This is a genomic window from Serratia sp. JUb9, assembly GCF_014298095.1.
Lineage (GTDB): Bacteria > Pseudomonadota > Gammaproteobacteria > Enterobacterales > Enterobacteriaceae > Serratia_B > Serratia_B rhizosphaerae.
On record NZ_CP060416.1, the window covers coordinates 2,896,538 to 2,916,859 of the forward strand.

22 protein-coding genes, 1 pseudogene and 1 other annotated feature are annotated in these 20,322 nt (G+C 53.6%); of the genes and pseudogenes, 2 read left to right on the forward strand and 21 right to left on the reverse strand.

Going from position 1 to position 20,322, the window contains the following annotated elements; genetic code table 11:
* Positions 1-90: 90 nt before the first annotated feature.
* Positions 91-513, reverse strand: coding sequence for a DUF2502 domain-containing protein (locus HF675_RS13745; RefSeq protein ID WP_187043238.1), 423 nt, complete (start codon positions 511-513; stop codon positions 91-93).
* Between the two features lie 231 nt (positions 514-744).
* Here HF675_RS13745 and HF675_RS13750 point away from each other — a divergent pair, with 231 nt between their 5' ends.
* Positions 745-885, forward strand: a complete 141-nt coding sequence (locus tag HF675_RS13750; RefSeq protein ID WP_187043239.1) for a hypothetical protein — start codon at positions 745-747, stop codon at positions 883-885.
* Between the two features lie 53 nt (positions 886-938).
* On the opposite strand, the gene HF675_RS23975 is transcribed toward HF675_RS13750, so the two are convergent.
* The 3 genes from HF675_RS23975 to HF675_RS13765 all read right to left on the reverse strand — a co-directional run bounded on the left by HF675_RS23975 (position 939) and on the right by HF675_RS13765 (position 3,116).
* Complete coding sequence (locus HF675_RS23975; protein WP_370569815.1) at positions 939-1,211, reverse strand: helix-turn-helix domain-containing protein; 273 nt, start codon at positions 1,209-1,211, stop codon at positions 939-941.
* A complete protein-coding gene (locus HF675_RS13760; protein ID WP_187043241.1) occupies positions 1,102-1,866 on the reverse strand; it encodes an AraC family transcriptional regulator in 765 nt (254 codons plus the stop codon). The genes HF675_RS23975 and HF675_RS13760 overlap by 110 nt, the downstream gene beginning before the upstream one ends.
* Positions 1,867-1,928: 62 nt before the next feature.
* Positions 1,929-3,116, reverse strand: a complete 1,188-nt coding sequence (locus tag HF675_RS13765; RefSeq protein WP_105230864.1) for an MFS transporter — start codon at positions 3,114-3,116, stop codon at positions 1,929-1,931.
* A 161-nt stretch (positions 3,117-3,277) separates the two neighbouring features.
* Here HF675_RS13765 and HF675_RS23825 point away from each other — a divergent pair.
* Positions 3,278-3,523: pseudogene (locus tag HF675_RS23825) on the forward strand (Presumed portal vertex protein); the annotation flags it as partial.
* An 87-nt stretch (positions 3,524-3,610) separates the two neighbouring features.
* Here the strand turns inward: HF675_RS23825 and HF675_RS13770 are convergent.
* The 17 genes from HF675_RS13770 to HF675_RS13850 form a co-directional block, all read right to left on the reverse strand.
* Positions 3,611-3,829, reverse strand: coding sequence for a hypothetical protein (locus HF675_RS13770; protein WP_145961129.1), 219 nt, complete (start codon positions 3,827-3,829; stop codon positions 3,611-3,613).
* Positions 3,807-4,277, reverse strand: a complete 471-nt coding sequence (locus HF675_RS13775) for a hypothetical protein (RefSeq protein WP_145961130.1) — start codon at positions 4,275-4,277, stop codon at positions 3,807-3,809. The genes HF675_RS13770 and HF675_RS13775 overlap by 23 nt, the downstream gene beginning before the upstream one ends.
* Positions 4,278-4,880: 603 nt before the next feature.
* Positions 4,881-5,177, reverse strand: coding sequence for an integration host factor subunit alpha (gene ihfA, locus HF675_RS13780; protein ID WP_054307187.1), 297 nt, complete (start codon positions 5,175-5,177; stop codon positions 4,881-4,883).
* Between the two features lie 4 nt (positions 5,178-5,181).
* Entirely contained in the window at positions 5,182-7,569 is a 2,388-nt protein-coding gene (pheT, locus tag HF675_RS13785) for a phenylalanine--tRNA ligase subunit beta (RefSeq protein WP_105230861.1), read from the reverse strand.
* 14 nt (positions 7,570-7,583) lie between these two features.
* Complete coding sequence (gene pheS, locus HF675_RS13790) at positions 7,584-8,567, reverse strand: phenylalanine--tRNA ligase subunit alpha (protein WP_105230860.1); 984 nt, start codon at positions 8,565-8,567, stop codon at positions 7,584-7,586.
* Between the two features lie 140 nt (positions 8,568-8,707).
* Positions 8,708-8,831 (reverse strand) — a sequence feature (Phe leader region).
* The gene (pheM, locus tag HF675_RS23705) at positions 8,782-8,826 is read right to left on the reverse strand and encodes a pheST operon leader peptide PheM (protein ID WP_121626058.1); all 45 of its coding nucleotides are present in this window, start codon (positions 8,824-8,826) and stop codon (positions 8,782-8,784) included. Its footprint overlaps the feature before it by 45 nt.
* A gap of 114 nt (positions 8,832-8,945) precedes the next feature.
* Positions 8,946-9,302, reverse strand: coding sequence for a 50S ribosomal protein L20 (gene rplT / locus HF675_RS13800; RefSeq protein WP_004931417.1), 357 nt, complete (start codon positions 9,300-9,302; stop codon positions 8,946-8,948).
* A gap of 43 nt (positions 9,303-9,345) precedes the next feature.
* On the reverse strand, positions 9,346-9,543 hold the full coding sequence (rpmI, locus tag HF675_RS13805) for a 50S ribosomal protein L35 (RefSeq protein ID WP_004931418.1): 198 nt from the start codon (positions 9,541-9,543) through the stop codon (positions 9,346-9,348).
* A gap of 98 nt (positions 9,544-9,641) precedes the next feature.
* Positions 9,642-10,193, reverse strand: a complete 552-nt coding sequence (infC, locus tag HF675_RS13810) for a translation initiation factor IF-3 (protein ID WP_015672100.1) — start codon at positions 10,191-10,193, stop codon at positions 9,642-9,644.
* A gap of 3 nt (positions 10,194-10,196) precedes the next feature.
* A complete protein-coding gene (gene thrS / locus HF675_RS13815; RefSeq protein ID WP_105230858.1) occupies positions 10,197-12,125 on the reverse strand; it encodes a threonine--tRNA ligase in 1,929 nt (642 codons plus the stop codon).
* A gap of 274 nt (positions 12,126-12,399) precedes the next feature.
* Positions 12,400-13,968, reverse strand: coding sequence for a right-handed parallel beta-helix repeat-containing protein (locus tag HF675_RS13820; RefSeq protein WP_187043242.1), 1,569 nt, complete (start codon positions 13,966-13,968; stop codon positions 12,400-12,402).
* A gap of 157 nt (positions 13,969-14,125) precedes the next feature.
* Complete coding sequence (locus HF675_RS13825; RefSeq protein WP_158684799.1) at positions 14,126-14,302, reverse strand: hypothetical protein; 177 nt, start codon at positions 14,300-14,302, stop codon at positions 14,126-14,128.
* Positions 14,303-14,388: 86 nt separating this feature from the next.
* Positions 14,389-15,522 carry an ABC transporter substrate-binding protein gene (locus HF675_RS13830; protein ID WP_105230856.1) on the reverse strand — a complete coding sequence of 378 codons (1,134 nt, stop codon included), beginning with the start codon at positions 15,520-15,522 and terminating at the stop codon, positions 14,389-14,391.
* A 151-nt stretch (positions 15,523-15,673) separates the two neighbouring features.
* Positions 15,674-16,957, reverse strand: coding sequence for an HAAAP family serine/threonine permease (locus HF675_RS13835; RefSeq protein WP_105230855.1), 1,284 nt, complete (start codon positions 16,955-16,957; stop codon positions 15,674-15,676).
* Positions 16,958-17,396: 439 nt separating this feature from the next.
* Positions 17,397-18,257, reverse strand: a complete 861-nt coding sequence (locus HF675_RS13840; RefSeq protein ID WP_145961132.1) for a hypothetical protein — start codon at positions 18,255-18,257, stop codon at positions 17,397-17,399.
* A 39-nt stretch (positions 18,258-18,296) separates the two neighbouring features.
* Entirely contained in the window at positions 18,297-18,779 is a 483-nt protein-coding gene (locus HF675_RS13845; protein ID WP_105230853.1) for a type VI secretion system tube protein Hcp, read from the reverse strand.
* Positions 18,780-18,976: 197 nt separating this feature from the next.
* Positions 18,977-20,314, reverse strand: a complete 1,338-nt coding sequence (locus HF675_RS13850; protein ID WP_111738070.1) for a cytochrome c — start codon at positions 20,312-20,314, stop codon at positions 18,977-18,979.
* Between the last annotated feature and the right edge of the window lie 8 nt (positions 20,315-20,322).

A 20,322-nucleotide genomic window follows, 5' to 3' on the forward strand; every position in this document is an offset into this window, starting at 1 on the left:
GCCTTTGTCGCATCGCGGAGGGGAAAATGGCAGCCAGCTCGCCCTGCCGTTCAAAGGGCGAGCACGGATAACTGCGTAAGCGGTAAGCGATCAGCGATGCTCATCGCCCCGTTTTGGGTACGGTTTACCGCTATCCTGCGCGCCGTGACCACCATCATGACGATCGTTGCTTTCATGCGATTGCTCGTGATCAGCATGCGGATGCCCGTCATGATGGCTGCGGTCGTCGTCAGCGTGGTGTGCATCGCCGCGGCGGCCTTCCCCATGCTGCGCCGGAGGCTGCCAGCGGCCGCCGTCCCAGTAATATCCACGGTCGTTACGTTCGCCGATGCCGCGCCCCTGATGCGCATGCCACCACTGCGGCGGACGCCAGTCGTAGCCATCCCAGTAGTAACCGCGATGATCCCGATCGCCCAGATGCAGCGACACGCCGGGCACATTGATATCGATAGACACCTCCGCCTGCGCCGCCACCGGCAGCAGCAGGCACATCAGCAACAACATTTTATTCATGTGATAGTCTCGGGTTATTTGAAGCAGGCGCCGTTATAGCAAGGTGACTATTTCCCGACTATCTCACCGATGCCTATTTGCAGATTGTTTTCGGCATCTTTACGCAATACTGACATTACGCTGCCAGAGTCAACGGAAATATGACTGCTAACAGCGCTTAACGATTTACTGACGGACGCTGCGGCCGGCTGTTATTTATAATCACTGCACCTTGTAACCAGGAAAATGATTATGACCAAACGTATTATCGCCCTGGTCGGCGCTGCCCTGCTCACCACCCTGTTGAGCGCCTGCTGTTTCGGCCCCCATGGCGACGGTGGCCCGCACGGCGGCGGCCACGGCGGCCCGCAAGAGCACTATCGCCATCGTTAAGCTCAGGGGCTGCGGCCCCTTTGATTATCATATCAATGTCTGTTTACCTAATATCATCCCCTTATCGCTTTACGATATTCCATTGGCGTCACGCCTTTAAATCGCCTAAATGCCCTGATCAAATTGGTGCTATAACTAAATCCGACTTTATCGGCCAGGGAATATAATGGCTCATCGCTATCGGCCAGCAATCTGGCAAGCAGGTTCATCCTGGCATTATATATAACGGTAAGGGGCCATACCAAACGTGTTTTTAAATAATCTTGAGAAATGAAACTTACTGAGTGATACAAGTGCAGCCATCTCATCCAACGACAACACACCATCCAGGTTTTCTGCAATATATTCTCGCACAAGCTCCCTTTTCTGCATGGATAAAGAACCGTTTCCGGGTACCTCAATCGTCTTAAGCTCTGCGTGATTTTTTAAGATATGTATCGACAGTACCGCTGATAATGCCTCTCCATACGAACAGCCATAGAGGCTAGGCGCTATCATTTCGTCCCGAAGCTGCCGGGCAAGCTGTAACATAAAATCATCGACAATACCGATTCGCGGGATTAAATTTATCGAAGAGTCGGCATTCAGCTGTAAAGCCGCATCAGCCAAAGATTGCGCTGACAGCAGGATGCGAAAAATATACGAGTCCTGGTCTGTCTCCGTCATATTTTTCCAGCGCCAAACGCTTCCTGAACCACCTGCAGGAGCTATATACCACTCATTTTTCCTTTTAGTATATTTTTTCCATGACTCCTGATTAAAACTCACTTCACCGCTTTCTGTTCCGCCACAATACAGTACCAATTGATGCTGTGCCGTGGCAGGTCGTTGACACTCATCAGTATCGAGTCGCTGTTTATGCAACACCGTAAAGAGGCTTCGCCACCCAGAAAGGGTAGAGTCCGCGATCACATCTGCCGAAGGAAAGCCAAAATTACGGATAATCTCACTATCGTGCTGAGTATTATCAATTTTATTCATATTGGCTCCTTCATCATTGCTCACCATTATTGACAGAGCAAGTATAGCACTAAGATAGGTTCTCAATTTTTCTGTTTTTTTACACCGTGACTTCGTGCCTTTCCGACATAGTTTACGTTAACCCAGGCAAGTAATGCCGATATAAGACACAGAATTAACGAAACAATAGCAGTAACAGAAAAACCCCACTGATTAAATATATACCCATATAAAAAACTGCCGATCATCGCCCCTCCATATGATAAGGCACTATAAATACCTAATGAGGTCGTCTTACATCCAGGACTAAGTTGTATTATCATGCTAACAATAACATTCAACCCAAAATTATTAACCCCACCCCAAATCAAACAGATCATAAACAGAAAAAACAAACTAGAACTATTCTGAGAGATAGCAAAGTACACCAAAGATATAGCGACAAATATTAACCAGGCTATCGACTTAGGACTATAGCGATCAATTAAACCTGATTTTATACTTGCCAGACCGAAACCCACACCATAAAACATGGTAACTCCACTGGCTAACGTAGCGTTATCATTAAAATTGTTTCTGGTAAAGGTACCAATAAACGAGTACACCCCATAAAATGATGTCATGTAAAGCAAAGTAATCAAAAAAACAATCAATATTTCGGGGTTCGAGCGATACGCATAAAATGAAAACCCTGATCTCTCATCTGATGTATCTATTTCAGGAAGTTTTATGCTGAAGAATAAAAATACCCCCCCCATTATAGCCAGAATGCCATATGCAATACGCCAGTTTGCCATGTCAGAAATGGCGGCAGAAAGGGGGACGCCCGCCACCATCGCCAGCGACCACCCCGCGATTACCTTACCGAGGGCAGCCGACGAGCCCCCCTCTGGCGCGACATACGCTGTAATGGCATAAGTCGCCGGTAACATCAGCCCCGCGGCAATCCCAGTCAACGCTTGAGCAAGAATAAGCATCCCCCCTGTCGTAGCGCCCGCACTCAGCACTATACCCATCACCATCAGCATTGCGGCATAACGCATAGACCTTGTTACACCAATCATAGCGGCATAGGGAGCCAGGAATAACGAGGAAAGTGCGGTAGCCCCACCATAAGCCGCAATGGCTCTGGCTATTTGTGCTACCGAAACCGAAAGGCTCGAGGCAATGTCATTCAGGATAGGACTGAGCAGGAAAGCATTACAGCCAATAATCGCTACTGCAATCATCAGTATTAAAACACTTCTTTCATCAGAATGACTTGAACACATAATTCTTCCCTCATTGATTTTTGATCAAACCGCCTAATTTATTTTCAGATCTATCATGAATATAAAAACACCTGCGATTAAGCCGCCTATATTTTAATATACAGCACAGTCACCGAATAATATTATCCTGAACAGCGCAATAGTTATCCTATCTTGCTAAGAGCTTTAAAAATCTGTATTCCTACGCGCCGAATGGTAATCCCGACGGCATCAAAATCATGTAGCTCAACAAGGTGGCAACGAAAAGCAATGTCTTCACCATCAAGAAAGTTCGACGCCCGTCGCATCACCTATCAACTGATGGACGGCAAGTAGGGAAACGTCGGCTCAATGGGCGACGAGGAGAAAGCTGCAACAGTCTTTGTTCATAATGAACTAACGCGCGTTTCAAGGAGCTGAATGACTGACAGGGAATTGAAGTGATCCGATTTAAAAAATATACCCTCGATAACGATGACGAGTAACACACGAAACCGCCCTGCAGGGCGGTTTTTTTAATCGTTTGTTTTCCTGTTTGAACGACGGTCAGGGGTAAGAAAGACAATCAAGCTTCCGACCACTATCACACACACCGGCACGACATATTTAAAATACTCATGCTCGATAAAAATCACCCACGCCAGTACCGCCATCCCCCCGGTAAGTACAGGAACAAGGGTATGAACAAGCCCATAAAACAGCGATTTTACCTTATCCCATACGTTCAATTTCATTTAACACCTGTTCGAATCGTCCATCACCGGCATGATGCATGCGGCTCAGTTGAATATAGGGTTTTAACATCCCCTCAAAAAGAAAATACAGCATGTCAAAATCTTGGTGGCGCAGCTTCCAGTACAGACGCGGGTTATCATTAAGAAGCCTGCGTGATGCCTCCGAAGCCCTCGCTATCATTCCCTGAATAACCAGCCCACCGGCAATGGCTCCGACCGACATTCGAGTGATGCGGGAAATGGCAACGGACAACAATGCATCAGCAAGTATTTTTTTCGTGATATAGCCGACAACAAATAACTGCGTGGCCTGACGTGACGCAAGCTTCGTCCCGCCGGTTGACATATTGTCGTAAATTTTTTGTATTGCGGAATCCGGGAGTTTATCAAGACAGTCATTGATGATGATGGTCGCTATATCCCACGATGTGCGCGGATTACTGACCAACTTGCGTAATGCCCTACCGAACCGGGCATCGTCGGCAAAGTTCCGTTGTTGATGTAGCGGCCGTCTGTGCTCAACCTCAGGTCTTGTAAGGTTCTTTCCATCCCTAACCATGCATCCTTGGGTATCGATACGACACCATCAAATACAGCCTTACCTATTCCATATGCATCCATACAAAACGCCTCCTTAATCGCGCATTATTACAGCATAATAACGATTTTAAGAAAGAATCCAACCAACCCGCACCAGAAGCTCGCCACAAGGCGCAAAACCCGCGCCCTCATTGCGATACGCGCCCATGGTCGGCACACCAATCGGCTTAAACTGTGGAATGCGCCACGTCGACGCCCACGCCGTCATCGCCATATCACGCAACGGCTCACCGGTGTCATGGCCTATCGTTTTTTTGCAAGATGCGATTTCATACAATCCACTAAGAGGAAAAGTCGAAGTTTAACGTCCGCATCGTGTCCACATCTGAATGTTTTTCAAGTGCCTGCATGGACTATCATTCTTTTTAACTCATTGTGTTATATGAACTGTGCCGCGATACAAGGCATGAAAAAGGCCGCATCAGCGGCCTTTTTAGTGTTACTACCCGTGTTAGTTTTTCGGGCTCGCGTTTTCCACCCGGCTTTTTAACTTCTGCCCCGGACGGAAGGTCACCACGCGGCGCGCCGTAATTGGGATGTCTTCGCCGGTTTTTGGGTTACGCCCCGGACGTTGATTCTTGTCACGCAGGTCGAAATTGCCGAAGCCGGACAGTTTGACCTGTTCACCGTTCTCCAGAGCCCGACGGACTTCTTCAAAAAACAGTTCTACCAAATCTTTCGCATCCCGTTTGCTAAGCCCCAGCTTTTCAAACAGGTGTTCAGACATTTCAGCTTTAGTAAGCGCCATAGGTTCAATCCCTCAAGGATGCTTGGAATCGCTGTTTTAGAGCCTCTACGCATTTTGCAACGGTAGCGGCGATCTCCTCTTCTTCCAGTGTACGGGCGGTATCCTGCAATACCAGGCTGATAGCCAGGCTCTTATAACCCTCTGCTACGCCCTTGCCACGGTACACATCAAACAAGTTTACGCCAACTATCTGATTTGCGCCAACTTTCTTACACTCTGCCAAAATATCTTCTGCCGGCACGTTTTCAGCCACCAAAACGGCGATATCACGACGGTTTGCCGGGAAGCGAGAAATCTCCCGCGCCTGAGGCACGACGCGGCTTGCGACCTTATCCCACTCCAGTTCAAACACCACGGTGCGACCGTTAAGATCCAGTTTACGCTCAAGTTCCGGATGCACCACACCGATGAAACCGATGCGCTCACCGTGTAAATAAATAGCCGCACTCTGCCCCGGGTGTAACGCCGGATTGGCCTCTGCCTTGAACTGAATCTCGGATAATTTACCGGTCAACTCCAGGACAGATTCCAGATCCCCTTTTAAATCATAGAAGTCCACCGGCTTTCTTGCCAGATCCCAGTGTTCATCGTGGGTATGGCCGGCAATTACGCCCGCCAGCATGACATCCTGACGGATACCCAGATCTGCTGAACTATCAGGCACAAAGCGCAGGCCGCTTTCGAACAGGCGCAGGCGCGTCTGCTGACGGTTCTGGTTGTACACCACCGCCGACAGCAGGCCGGTCCACAGCGACAGACGCATCGCCGACATCTCGACCGAGATCGGGCTTGGCAGGATCAGCGCCTCTTCGTTCGGGTGCAGCAGCGCCTGAACTTTAGGATCGACAAAGCTGTAGGTGATCGCTTCCTGGAAGCCGTGATCGACCAGCAGGGTTTTCACACGCTTCAGCGTCAGGTCGGCCTCGCGATGCTGGGTCATCACCAGATCGGCGCGCACCGGCACGTCAGGAATATTGTTGTAGCCGTAGACGCGGGCCACTTCTTCCACCAGATCTTCTTCGATTTCCATATCGAAACGCCAGCTCGGCGCCACCGCCTGCCAGTCATCGCCCTGCTCGGTCACTTCGCAGCCCAGACGGCGCAGAATATCGCTCACCTGTTCGCTCGGCACCACGTGGCCGATCAGGCGGTCCAGCTTCTCACGGCGCAGCGTGATGGTCGCGCGCTGCGGCAGTTCGCCTTCATGCGTCACATCAATCACCGGGCCGGCCTGACCGCCGCAGATATCCAGCAGCAGGCGGGTGGCGCGTTCCATCGCCTGGTACTGCATCGCCGGATCCACGCCGCGCTCGTAGCGGTGGGAAGCATCGGTATGCAAACCGTGACGACGCGCGCGACCGGTAATCGCCAGCGGGCTGAAGAATGCGCACTCCAGCAGCACGTCCTGCGTCTCTTCGTTCACGCCGGAATGTTCGCCGCCGAAGATACCGCCCATCGCCAGCGCCTGTTTGTCATCGGCGATCACCAGGGTATCGGCCTGCAGTTTGGCTTCGTTGCCATCCAGCAGCGTAATGGTTTCCCCTTCGTTCGCCATCCGCACGTTGATGCCGCCGTTGATGCGGTTCAGGTCGAAGGCGTGCATCGGCTGACCCAGCTCCATCAGCACGTAGTTGGTGATGTCCACCACTGCGTCAATGGAACGGATGCCGCAGCGACGCAGTTTTTCACGCAGCCACAGCGGGCTTGGCGCTTTGACGTTGATGCCTTTCACCACGCGGCCCAGGTAGCGCGGACACGCCTGTGGCGCACAAACGCGGATCGGCAGGGTATCGTCGATGGTGGCGGCAACCGGCGTCATATCCGGCACGTTCAGCGCCAGCTGGTTCAGAACGCCGACGTCGCGCGCCACGCCGATAATGCCCAGGCAGTCGGCACGGTTCGGCGTTACGCTGATTTCGATCGCGTTATCGTCCAGCTTCAGGTATTCGCGGATATTAGTGCCTACCGGCGCATCCGCCGGCAGTTCGATAATGCCGTCGTGATCGTCGGAAACGCCCAGTTCGGAGAAGGAGCACAGCATGCCTTCGGACGGTTCGCCGCGCAGCTTCGCCGCCTTGATTTTAAAATCGCCCGGCAGCACCGCGCCCACGGTCGCGACCGCCACTTTCAGGCCGGCACGGCAGTTCGGTGCGCCGCAAACGATGTCCAACAGACGCTCGCCGCCGACGTTAACCTTGGTGACGCGCAGTTTATCGGCATTAGGGTGCTGACCGCATTCGACCACCTCGCCCACCACCACGCCGGTAAACGCGCCGGCAACCGGTTCCACGCCGTCCACTTCCAGGCCGGCCATGGTGATTTGTTCGGATAATGCTTCGCTGCTGATGGCCGGGTTTACCCACTCGCGCAACCAGAGTTCACTGAATTTCATGTGATATTCCCGCCTTACTTAAACTGTTTGAGGAAACGCAGATCGTTTTCGAAGAATGCGCGCAGATCGGTCACGCCGTAGCGCAGCATCGTCAGACGCTCCATGCCCATGCCGAAGGCGAAGCCGGAATACACTTCAGGATCGATGCCCACGTTGCGCAATACGTTCGGGTGCACCATGCCGCAGCCCAGTACTTCCAGCCATTTGCCGTTTTTGCCCATCACGTCGACTTCGGCGGAAGGCTCGGTGAACGGGAAGTAAGACGGACGGAAACGCACCTGCAGATCTTCTTCAAAGAAGTTGTTCAGGAAGTCGTGCAGCGTGCCCTTCAGGTTGGTAAAGCTGATGTCTTTATCGACGATCAGGCCTTCCATCTGGTGGAACATCGGCGTATGGGTCTGATCGTAGTCGTTACGGTAGACACGGCCCGGCGCGATGATGCGGATCGGCGGCTGCTGGTTTTTCATGGTGCGGATCTGCACGCCGGAGGTCTGAGTGCGCAGCAGGCGCTTGGCGTCGAACCAGAAGGTGTCATGGTCAGCGCGCGCCGGGTGGTGGCCCGGGATATTCAGCGCATCGAAGTTGTGGTAATCATCTTCGATTTCCGGGCCGGTCGCCACGGAGAAGCCCAGCTCGCCGAAGAAGGTTTCAATGCGGTCAATGGTGCGGGTAACCGGGTGCAGGCCGCCGTTTTCCATGCGACGGCCCGGCAGGGAAACGTCGATGGTTTCTGCCGCCAGACGCTCGTTCAGCGCCGCGGTTTCCAGCGCGTTTTTACGTGCGTTAAGCGCTTCCTGAACCTGCTGTTTCGCCTGGTTGATCACCGCCCCTGCGGCCGGACGTTCTTCCGCCGGCAGTTCGCGCAGCGACTGCATCTGCAGGGTGAAATGGCCTTTTTTGCCTAAATATTCGACGCGTACCAAATCCAACGCGGCAACATCCTGGGCATCTTCTACGGCTGCCTTGGCATTGGCAACCAGCTCTGCGAGATGTGGCATTGCTTTCCTCTTCCTCTGGCCGGTGTGGCCCGCTAAATAATCGTTAAGGGATTACCGTTTAATAATACCTTGATAAATAAGTAGTTATCTATCTTTTCGTCCGCCTTTGGGGCAAAAAAATGCATTTCCCTTCGCCCCAAACAAAAAAAGCCTCCACAGGGGAGGCTTAGGCGCTACTTTCCGTTTCTTTTCTTACGCGCAAAGCCTCCTGAAGTCAGGCGCTAAAGTAAAAAAAGAAACGGAAAATAGCAGCGTGCATGCTTGCATTACCTTGTTGGTTGCGGTTTAACCACATTGATAAAACGGCGCTCAATAAAAGTCAACACCTGCCCGGCGGGCAAAGATTAAAAGAGGGAGCAAGCTCCCTCTTCCACTGATTTACGCCAGAGCTGCTTTCGCTTTTTCAACCAGTGCGCCGAAGGCCACTTTGTCGAATACTGCGATGTCAGCCAGGATCTTACGGTCAATTTCAATAGAGGCTTTTTTCAGGCCGTTAATGAACTTGCTGTAAGACAGACCGTTCTGACGAGCAGCTGCGTTGATACGTGCAATCCACAGCTGACGGAACTGACGCTTACGCTGACGACGGTCGCGGTAAGCATACTGACCTGCTTTGATTACTGCCTGGAAGGCAACACGATATACGCGCGAACGGGCACCGTAGTAGCCTTTCGCCTGCTTCATGATTTTCTTGTGACGTGCGCGTGCAATTACACCACGTTTTACGCGAGCCATATGCTCTCTCCTAAAGTCTTATTCTTGAATCAAAAAATGTGGCTTATGCGTACGGCAGGCACGCGGTAACCAGGACCAGATCGTTTTTAGACACCATGCCTTTCGGACGCAGGTGACGTTTACGCTTGGTTGCTTTTTTGGTCAGAATATGACGCAGGTTAGCATGTTTACGCTTAAAACCACCGCTGCCGGTTTTTTTGAAGCGCTTGGCTGCACCACGTACAGTTTTAATTTTTGGCATTTTAATTAAATCCACTTCGCATTGTTAAACAACGAATCAGTGAGGCGAATAAAACCCACACAACGCAAGCGCTGCGCGGGTTCGATTACTTGGAAGCCTTACTGTTTCTTCTTGGGTGCGAGCACCATGATCATCTGACGGCCTTCGATCTTCGTAGGGAAGGATTCGACCACTGCCAGATCCATATCTTCACACAGGTCTTTACGGACGCGGTTAAGCACTTCCATGCCGATCTGCTGGTGCGCCATTTCACGCCCGCGGAAACGCAGGGTGATTTTGGCTTTATCGCCGTCTTCCAGAAAGCGAATCAGGTTGCGTAGTTTGACCTGATAGTCGCCATCATCGGTACCAGGCCGGAATTTGATTTCCTTGACCTGAATAACTTTTTGCTTCTTCTTCTGCTCTTTCGTCGACTTGCTCTTCTCGTAGAGGAATTTGCCGTAATCCATGATTCGGCAAACCGGCGGTTCGGCATTAGGACTGATCTCGACTAGATCGACGCCAGCTTCCTCAGCCTTTTCAAGAGCTTCTCTCAGACTGACAATACCAATCTGCTCGCCATCCAAACCTGTCAAGCGAACCTCTTGGGCGCGAATCTCTCCGTTGATGCGATTAGGGCGCGCCGGTTGAACTCGTTTTCCGCCTTTAATACTTTATTCCTCCAGTTGATGAAGACTACGGCTGCGAATCTCGTGCAGCAGCTTGTCTACGACTTCACTTACGTCCAGGCTTCCCAGGTCTTTGCCACGGCGGGTACGAACGGCAACTTTGCCTGCTTCGACCTCTTTATCACCGCACACCAGCATATAGGGAACCCGACGTAAAGTATGTTCGCGAATTTTAAAGCCAATCTTCTCATTTCTCAAGTCCGCTTTAACACGAATGCCTGCATCTTGCAGTTTTTTGGTTAATTGCTGGACGTAATCAGACTGACCGTCGGTGATATTCATCACCACCACCTGCACAGGGGCGATCCAGGTTGGGTAGAACCCGGCGTACTCCTCGGTCAGAATACCGATGAAGCGCTCCATGGAGCCCAGAATTGCACGGTGAATCATTACCGGCACCACGCGTTCGTTGTTTTCGCCAACGTACGAAGCGCCTAAACGGCCCGGTAAGAAGAAATCGAGCTGCACGGTACCACATTGCCATGCACGATCCAAACAATCATGCAGAGTAAATTCAATTTTTGGTCCGTAGAATGCGCCCTCACCCGGCTGATATTCAAACGGAATGCCGTTTTCAGTCAGCGCGGCCGCCAGGTCATCTTCCGCTCGGGTCCACATTTCGTCGGTGCCGATGCGTTTCTCAGGGCGGGTGGATAATTTCACCGCAATCTTGTCGAAACCAAAGGTGCCGTACATATCGTAGACCATCTTGATGCAGTCGTTCACTTCGGCGCGCACCTGATCCTCGGTACAGAAGATGTGGGCGTCGTCCTGGGTGAAGCCGCGCACGCGCATCAGGCCGTGCAGCGAGCCGGACGGCTCATTGCGGTGGCAGCTGCCGAACTCGCCCATACGCAGCGGCAGGTCGCGGTAGGACTTCAGGCCCTGATTGAAGATCTGCACGTGGCCCGGGCAGTTCATCGGCTTGATGCAGTATTCACGGTTCTCCGAAGAGGTGGTGAACATTGCGTCCTTATAGTTATCCCAGTGGCCGGTTTTTTCCCACAGCACGCGGTCCATCATAAACGGACCTTTCACTTCCTGGTACTGGTACTCTTTGAGCTTCACGCGCACAAAGGCTTCCAGCTCGCGGAAAATCGTCCAGCCGTCGTTATGCCAGAACACCATGCCCGGCGCCTCTTCCTGCATGTGATACAGGTCGAGCTGCTTGCCGATTTTACGGTGGTCGCGCTTGGCCGCTTCTTCCAGACGCTTCAGGTAGGCGTTCAGCTGCTTTTTATCCGCCCAGGCGGTACCGTAGACGCGCTGCAGCATTTTATTCTTGCTGTCGCCGCGCCAGTAAGCGCCGGAGGTTTTCTGCAGTTTGAAGTGGTGGCAGAAACGCATGTTCGGCACGTGCGGACCGCGGCACATGTCGATGTATTCTTCGTGGTGATACAGGCCCGGATGGTCATCGCGGCTGATGTTCTCATCCAGAATCGCCACTTTGTAGCTTTCGCCGCGGGCGGCGAAGGTGTCGCGGGCTTCTTGCCAGCTGACCTTTTTCTTGATGACGTCATAATCCTTGTCGGCCAACTCATGCATCCGCTTTTCCAGCAGATCCAGGTCTTCCTGCGTCAGGGTATGGTCCAGATCAACGTCATAGTAGAAACCGTTGTCGATCACCGGGCCGATGGCCATTTTGGTGTCCGGCCACAGCTGTTTGATAGCATGACCCAGCAGGTGCGCGCAGGAGTGGCGCAGAATCTCCAGCCCCTCTTCGTCTTTGGCGGTAATAATCGCCAGTTGCGCATCGGACTCGATCAGATCGCAGGCATCGACCAGCTCGCCGTTCACACGGCCGGCAATACAGGCTTTCGCCAGGCCAGGGCCGATATCGCGGGCAACGTCCAGGGGGGATACGGCGTGGTCGTAATGACGCTGACTGCCGTCAGGAAGCGTAATAACAGGCATTAATAATTCCTTATCTACAGTGGTGACCCACACGACAGATCACATATAGAAAAACATTTTTGTTTAACATCGATGAGTTATTGGCGCTATTTAGCTTCACTCTGCCAAATATATACACGCACCGGCACAGAATTTGCGATGTGCCGCTGGTGTGACGCCATAACGCCGGACAGTGTATCACCTTGAGCGGGCGGACTTCTACCCGTGACTTCCCAGCCCCCGGATGAAAACGCAGCAATGCCCGGTCTCATACGCCGGGCATCATTAAGGGAAGTTAAAGCGTTCCCCTCTCACGGCGTTTAATCTCGCCCTGATAATCCCGATCTAAATAGCTTCTCCAATCGCCATCCGCATAACGGCTGCCATCCCAGCGCTTCACTCTTCTTTGACTCGGAGTATGACCCGCATCCACCAGGTAGGTTTCGCCGTTAATCAGGAGATATTCGCCCGGCACGGCCGCCGTGGCCAAAATTTCCGTATAGCCGTCGCCGCGGTAATTATATAAGGCGTATCCTTTCCAATCTGGGTGATATTGCAACATCAGGCTGCCGCGCGCGAAGTTGATTTCTCCCGCCCCGTTTAAGTCAGAAAAATGCCCGCGATCGCAGGTACCTATCGAGAAACGGTTAGGGAAGTTCCCCGGGCTGCCCAGCGGCGACATCAATGCCGGAAAGCCGTTTTTCTGTCCGCCCATAATGAACTGCCGGGCAACCAGGCTTCTGAGGGCCGCAACTGGATAGTCCGTCGTTGCATCCAGCTGGACAATAAATCGCTCAATATCAGCATGGGTGTTCTCACCAATGAATACCCGCGTTGCCATGCCGTTGAGCCTGATCGCGCTCTGCAGGCTGGTGAAATAGTTGCTCTGAATCAAACAGTTGCCAGAACTATTAATCACCCTCAGACCGTAGGCCGTGTTACTGGCCGTACCTGCAATTCTGTTGCCGGTAATCACGTTATTAAATGAACCGGAATTGATTCGGTTGCTGACAATGCCAATCCCCGCAACCTCAGCGATGTCATTCGCGTTGATAACGGCACCCGAGCAGGATTCGATAAAAATACCGTTCTTGTTATTTCTTAATATATTGCCGGTAATATTCATCTGGCGGGCGGTACCGGAAGCGCTTTCCGGCGTATTACCTTCAATATCAATGCCATTATCCCCCGTATTCATCACGTAGTTCCCCGAGATGATAATCCCGTCAGGGCGCTCTGCCTGAATACCGATATAGGCGACATCCTGTACATAGCACGCGGTAACCATGCTCTCCTGACAACCATATGCTGAGATTGAGCTGCCGCTTCTACGTAAATAAATACCGCCGGCCCTACCGACGTTATTGTTATGAACCCGGACCTGATGAATGCGGACTCGTCGGGAATCGACGATATTGATCGCCACCATACTTAACGCGCTGACATGGGAGGCATTACCGTCAATGGTGATCCCTTCAATGCTGATATCGGTGCAAGCACCGCTCCAGTTGGTCACGATCGCGCCCGGGACGGTACCTGCCGTACCGGGCATCAATTTAATCGTCCCGCTGCCGCACAGCGTCACGCCCGAGCGCATATTCAGGCAGCCAAAACCAGCCGAGACCTCGCCGGCAATCGTGGTTGAGGCCGGGTTTTTCGATACGATATACGTTCTCGCTCCCAGCGTCACGAGACAGGGCGTCCCGTGCAACAAATAAGATTGATGTGCCGCATCAATCGCCGCTTGAATCGCTGTACGGTCGTCGGCCACACCGTCACCGGCGGCGCCGAACATTTCTGGGGTATAATTTCCCTCGCCCGCAACGGCATACCGTTCCTGGTTTCCCGTCTGAACATGTTCCATATTGACTCTCCTCGTCGATATTGCTCTGTATAAACGTCATGACTACGCTTGCCCGGCCAACGCGCCTGGAAGCCTCAGAGCATTTAAGAGGAAATACAGCAGAAAACCGAGCCAATCCGGTATGTTGTGACCCCACACAACAACGGCTATCGCGTCATTAACGCCCCCACCACAACAGTCCGCCCAGCATCGCCAGGAAAATCAGCAGGGAAATTAACAACCGCCGCCACAGCGGTCCTTTCAGGCAGGAAAATACCAGTTCGGTAATATCACAGAGGAACGTCAGCAACGTGCCGACAATATTAATGATGACGTTGGCAATTATTTCAGTCATTTTCTGGCTTATCGATTCGTGCCGGCAAAGACCGCCGGCCATGGCGCAACGGGAAAGCGCGGTGCCCTCCCGTTTTTCCGGTCAGGTTACTTGCCGCCCGGCGCCTGAGCGCCAAGTACGCCCTTGCCTTCAGGCACTTCGGTAAAGTTCTTCAGGATGTCGCTATAGGTCTGCGCCGGATCCAGCGTTTTGAACTGCGCCGGGTAAATAAATTTCGCCAGATACTCCAGCCCGACAATATTGTACGGATGGTTATAGAAGTTATGGTAGATACCGTAGAAGCGCCCCTGTTTAACCGCGTCAATCTGGGCAAAGCCCGGGCGCTGCTTCATCCGGGTAAAGGCGTCGTCCACCTGCTTTTGCGTGACACCGTAACCAAACGGCACTGCGGCGTTGGTTTTTGTCGCCCACTGCGAGCCGGACACGATATACACCTGCGGCTTCATGCTGATGACTTTCTCCAGCGAAACGTCGCCGGTGGCGCCGGGCAGCAGCTCAGAGCCGATATTACGCGCGCCGACCGCTTCCACCAGCCCGCCCCAGCCGACATGCGCATGGGTAAAGCAGCAGGACTCCAGGCCGTTCAGCCCGGCTTTCGCTTCGATAAACACCAGCGGCTTGGGTTCGATGGCCTTAGTTTTCGCTACGATATTCTGATAGTGCTGCTGATAGAAGTCGGTGTACTGCTTGGCTTCAGGTTCACGATCCAGCGCCTCGCCCAGTAAGGTCACGCTTTTCGGCGTATTCTCCACCGGTTTCAGCATGGTATCGATAAACAGCACCGGCACCCCCAGCGCTTTCAGCTGCTTGAGCACGCCGGTCTGTTCCAGCGAGGGTTTCGAACGCAGCTGGGCGATCATCAGGTCAGGCTGTTTGGCGATCACGCTTTCCAGATTGACCTCGCCATGGTCGCTAAAGCCCATATCGAGGATGTTATTGGCCGCCGGCCATTTGCTTTTCAGGATGTCCCAGGTTGCCCCGTCGCTCTTTTTCAGCAGGTTATTCCAGGCTACCAGCCGGCTGAACGGATCGGCGCGGTCCAGCAGCGCCAGCGTCAGAATATCACGGCCGTCCTGCACCACGACGCGCTTCGGCTCCTGCTTCAGCGTCACACGCTGGCCGGAGGTGTCGGTTAAGGTTAACGGATATTGGGTCGCCAGGGCCTGGGCGGAGAAAACGCTGGCGCAGGCTAACACCAGCGGAATAATTCGACGGGACACACGCTGCTCCTTAGTAAAATATCAACCAGGAAAGCATAATGAGAATTACTTTTATTATCAAAAATCAACGGCGTTTTTCAGCGGCTGAATTGCAAACAGGTGTTAACAACCATCAAAAGAAACCGGCGCATCCTGCGATGCGCCGGCGGTATTACATCAGGCCGTAAATCAGCGCCGACAGGGCAATCAATCCCATCACCAAGACGAAGATATTGCTCAGGGCGCGGTACTTATGCATCGACGGCACCGCACGCACCGCATACATCGGCAGGATAAACAGGATGACTGCGATCAGCGGGCCGCTGATGGTTTCGATAATATGCAGCGCGCTCGGGTTCCACACCGTCGCCGCCCAGGTGAGCAGGAACAGCACCACCGCCGAAATACGGTGCGTGGCACGTGAGCTCAGCGGCTTACCCAGCGCCCGGGTGACGCCGTCAATCAGGCTGGTCGCCCCTTCAGTAACGCCCAGCGAGGTGCCGAGGTAGGATTTCGCCATCGCCAGCATCGCCATGATCGGTCCCAGGTAGGCGATCAGCGGGTTGGAAAACTTGTTCGCCAGCGTGGTCAGCACGGTAATGTTCTGCGCTTTGGCCTGCTCCATATCCTGGTAAGACAGGCTCAACACGCAGCTGAAGACAAAGAACAGCACGGTGACGCAGATCAGCACATAGCTATAGCGCATAATGCGCGCGCAGCGGCGCTCCGCCTTATCGCCGTACAGGCTTTTCTGCGTCGAGGCGAAGGAAGAGATGATCGGCGCATGGCTGAAGGAGAACACCATTACCGGCACCGCCAGCCACAGCGAATGCCACAGCGACGGGCTATCAAACTGCGTGCTCATTAGCCCCTGGGTGAAATGCGCAGTATTCCAGCTCGGGATCAGATACAGCGAAATCCCCATCAGGAACACCAGCAGCGGGAAGACCAGCATCCCCATGGCGGCGACAATGCCGTCTTTACCGCGCAGCAGCACCAGGTTCAGCACCACCACTACCGCCAGGCTCAGCCACAGGCGCGGCGGCGGCGTGACGTGGAACTGGTGGATCAGGAAGCTGTTCAGCGCATTGGTGATCGAAATGCTGTACACCAGCACGATCGGGAAAAACGCCAGCAGATAGAGCACCATGATAATTTTACCGGCCAGCACGCCAAAGTGCTCCACCACCACATCATGGATATTGCCGTCGCGGCTGGAGCCGGACAACACAAACCGGCTCAGGGCGCGGTGCGGCAGATAGGTCAGCGGAAACGCGAACAGCGCCATCAGCAACAAAACCAGCGGGCCGTTCAGGCCGGCGTTAATCGGCAGAAACAGCGTGCCGGCGCCGACCGCCGTGGCATATAAACCGAACATCCATACGGTGTCCGTTTTGTTCCAACGCGACGATGGCGGGACCGCCAGAGCGCCGGAATCCGGAGAAATAGTACTCATGAGACAGCTTACCTTAATCTGTAACGACAACGATTGCGCTCAACGGAACTTCCTTCTCCGTGATATTTTATTTTATAATTCAATGATTTAATCAATGAAATCATATTATTGCCTGTTGAAAGGACGGCAAAGGATAATTAAAAATGCAGGATGGGTCTATGTTTATGCGGTTAACTGCGCGCTTCGTGAACGATTAATCCATAGTTCCCGTACGGGTTCAGCATAATCATGCACGGTTTACGCGAAAAACAGGGAAAGTATCAGGGAGAACCGGGCGAAGGCTGAGACTGCTGATTTTTACGCCGGCGGTAACCCATTAGAACATCAGGAGAAAGAGCCGCGGTTTACTCACTGACGCGCGCGGCGCATCATCGGGTGGGCATATCCTTGACACGACGGCGCAGCGTCATACGCTCGCGTCGTCGTATGCAGGTAAGCATTAAGAGAATTTCAAATCTGCCAGGTGACTATACGCAGTCTTGCTCACAGTCAGCGAGTCCCCGCGCACGAACCTGAACTCGATAAAACGTACGCTGTCGCCGGTAATCTTCACGCTCTGGTAATCATTACCGACAAAGGCGCGCATCAAGGTATCCATCTCCGCTTTTTCGGCGGGGGTATAGATATCGTTATCCTGCATCACCTTATCTTCAAAACTCTGCGCATTGGCGCTATTGTCACGCGCATAGGCGATTTTTTTGCGCCGGATTTCCTTGTTGAACTCAAGCAGCGAGTTGTGCGTGGTGTTGTACATCTCCGCCAGGCTCTTCAGATAGCCCGCAATCTGGTTAACGGACTGGATCTTCTTGGTGACGAAGTGCGTCACCCAACCGGTGGCGCCTCCGGTGCCGGCCGTGAGCAAACTGCGGCCTAAAATACTGCCGGCGCCCCCCGCCCCCAGGCTAAACAGCATCGCGCCTGCAGCCACCAGCGTCGCGCCGCCGCCGGCTACCTTGCTGACGTTATCCAGATACTGGGCCTTGATCCCCCAGCTTGGCGGCATCATCGGCAACGAAATGCGGTTGTCGATATGTGAAATCGTGCCGCCCGGCCGGGTGCCGCCGCGCTCCCTGTCAGTGTTCTGCAGTTTATTAATCTTATCGCGGTAGTCATTCAAGGTGAAGGCGATCTGGCTTTCCGACACTTTGGTCAGTTTGGAAACCTGATCCGGCGTCATCGAACCGACGATTATCTGCGCTTCCCTCATGACCTCCGGGGTGAGGAAATTTGCATCTACGTTAAGTTCACCTGTAGGACTGACCGTTAACCCTGCTATTTCATGCGCTTTGAGAAATGCCATAACGACTCCGTTAAGCTGTCACAATCGACAGCCGGTTAATCAAACTTCTTTATTCTGTTTGATATCCCAGCCGGCAATGGAAGAAGGCCCTTTACCGCCGTCGGCGGTTTGCTCACTGTACTCCAGCGAAACCTTGCCCGCCTGGAACGAATACGCCATGCCCAGCGTGGCGCCGTAAGACTGGCCGATAAACTCGGTGGCGGTAAGCAGCACTTCTTCCAGCGTGATCTTGGTGTATTCGATTTCCTGGCCGCCTGATTTGCAGATGGATAATTGCAGTTTGGGAAGGTGTTTGCCGGTAGAACAGTATTTCAGCAGTGCGGGAGTGGATTTATCGATCAGCGCCTGGATGGTCAGGTCTTGGTAGTTGACTTTGCCGCTGCCTCCGCCGCCGCCTACGGCGACATTGCCCGGCTGCTTCGCGCCCCAGTTGAAGGAGACAACATCAATCCATTTGAGATGTTTGGCGTTTTTCGACTCGCCTTCAATACCTTCAACCTTTAAAAACATATCTATCGCCATAACATTTTCCACCAAAATAATGACAATTTTTTAATATATTAGCCTCATAATCGATATGCAACCCGGCAATTGGTCAAAATTTGACACGGGTATTCCCCGTGGCAATAGCGCGGGTGATTATCGGATTAACCTCAGCGGACAACGCCATAAAAAAGGCCCCTTACGGGGCCTGAACATTTATCGGTAAGCAATCGCCGTTACTTATGCGCGTCCGGATGATCCGGCACCGCAGCGCTGCCCATCTCTTTCTCATCGCGGATCATTGAGCGGTCCTTACGCACCGCGGCAACGTCTGCAGCGCTGACCGCGCCGGCCTTGTTGCCCCAGCTGGTGCGGATAAAGTTCACCACGTCCGCCACCTGCTGGTCGTTCAGACGCCAGCCGAACGGCGGCATGGTGATGTTGGACACCGCGCCCTTCACCGCCGGCGTGGTGTTGCCGGTCAGCACGATATGGATCAGCGAGGTCGCGTCCTCAGTCTGCACCACCGGGTTGCCTTTCAGCGCCGGGAAGGCGCGCTTATAGCCCACGCCGTCGGTGCGGTGGCAGGCCGCGCAGTTATCCACATACAGCGCCGCTCCCGGCTTGCTGTCGTCGCCGCGCCACAGATCTTTGGCGACGCTGTCTTCCACCGGCGCAGCCTGCTGCTTACCGCCTTTCGGCGGCAGCGTTTTCAGGTAGCGGGCGATGGCAGTCAGGTCTTCGTCGCTGAGGTACTGCAGGCTGTGTTCAACCACATCGCTCATGCCGCCGAACACGATGGCCTTGTCGTTACGGCCGGTTTTCAGGAACTCGGTCAGCTCGGCTTCGCTCCAGCTGCCCAGGCCGTCCCTGTTCTCACCGCGCAGGCTGGAAGCCACCCAGCCGTCAATCGGCGCATTGCTGCCGGACAGGTAGTCGTCGCCCTCTTTCTCGTTCAGCGCCTTTTCCTGCATGGTAATGCTGCGCGGCGTGTGGCAGGCGCCGCAGTGGCCCAGCCCCTCAACCAGATAACGACCGCGCTCCACCACCGGATCGGCTTTCGTATCTTCGACAAAATCGGCCGGCGACGGCGCAAACATGCCGCGCCAGATGCTCAGCGGCCAGCGCATCGACAGCGGCCACGGAATGTCGGAATCCTTATTGGCCGCTTCCACCGGCTGCACGCCGTGCATAAAGTAGGCGTACATGGCGCGCATATCGTCTTCTTTGATCACCGCAAACGACGGGAACGGCATCGCCGGATACAGCGTACTGCCGTTTTTAGCGACGCCCTTGCGTACCGCGTTGTCGAAATCTTCGAAGCTGTAATCACCGATGCCGGTTTTCTTGTCCGGCGTAATGTTGGTGGAGTAAATGGTGCCGATCGGCGTCTCCATCGCCAGTCCGCCGGCAAACTCTTTGCCGCTCTTGCCGTTGGTGTGGCAGGCTACGCAGTCACCGGCGCGCGCCAGATACTCACCCCGCTTGATCAGCTCGCTGCTGACCGTGGCGTCCTGCGCGAACGCAGAGAAACTCAGAGCACTGGCGACCAGTGCGGGAATAATTGCTTTCATCATCAGCC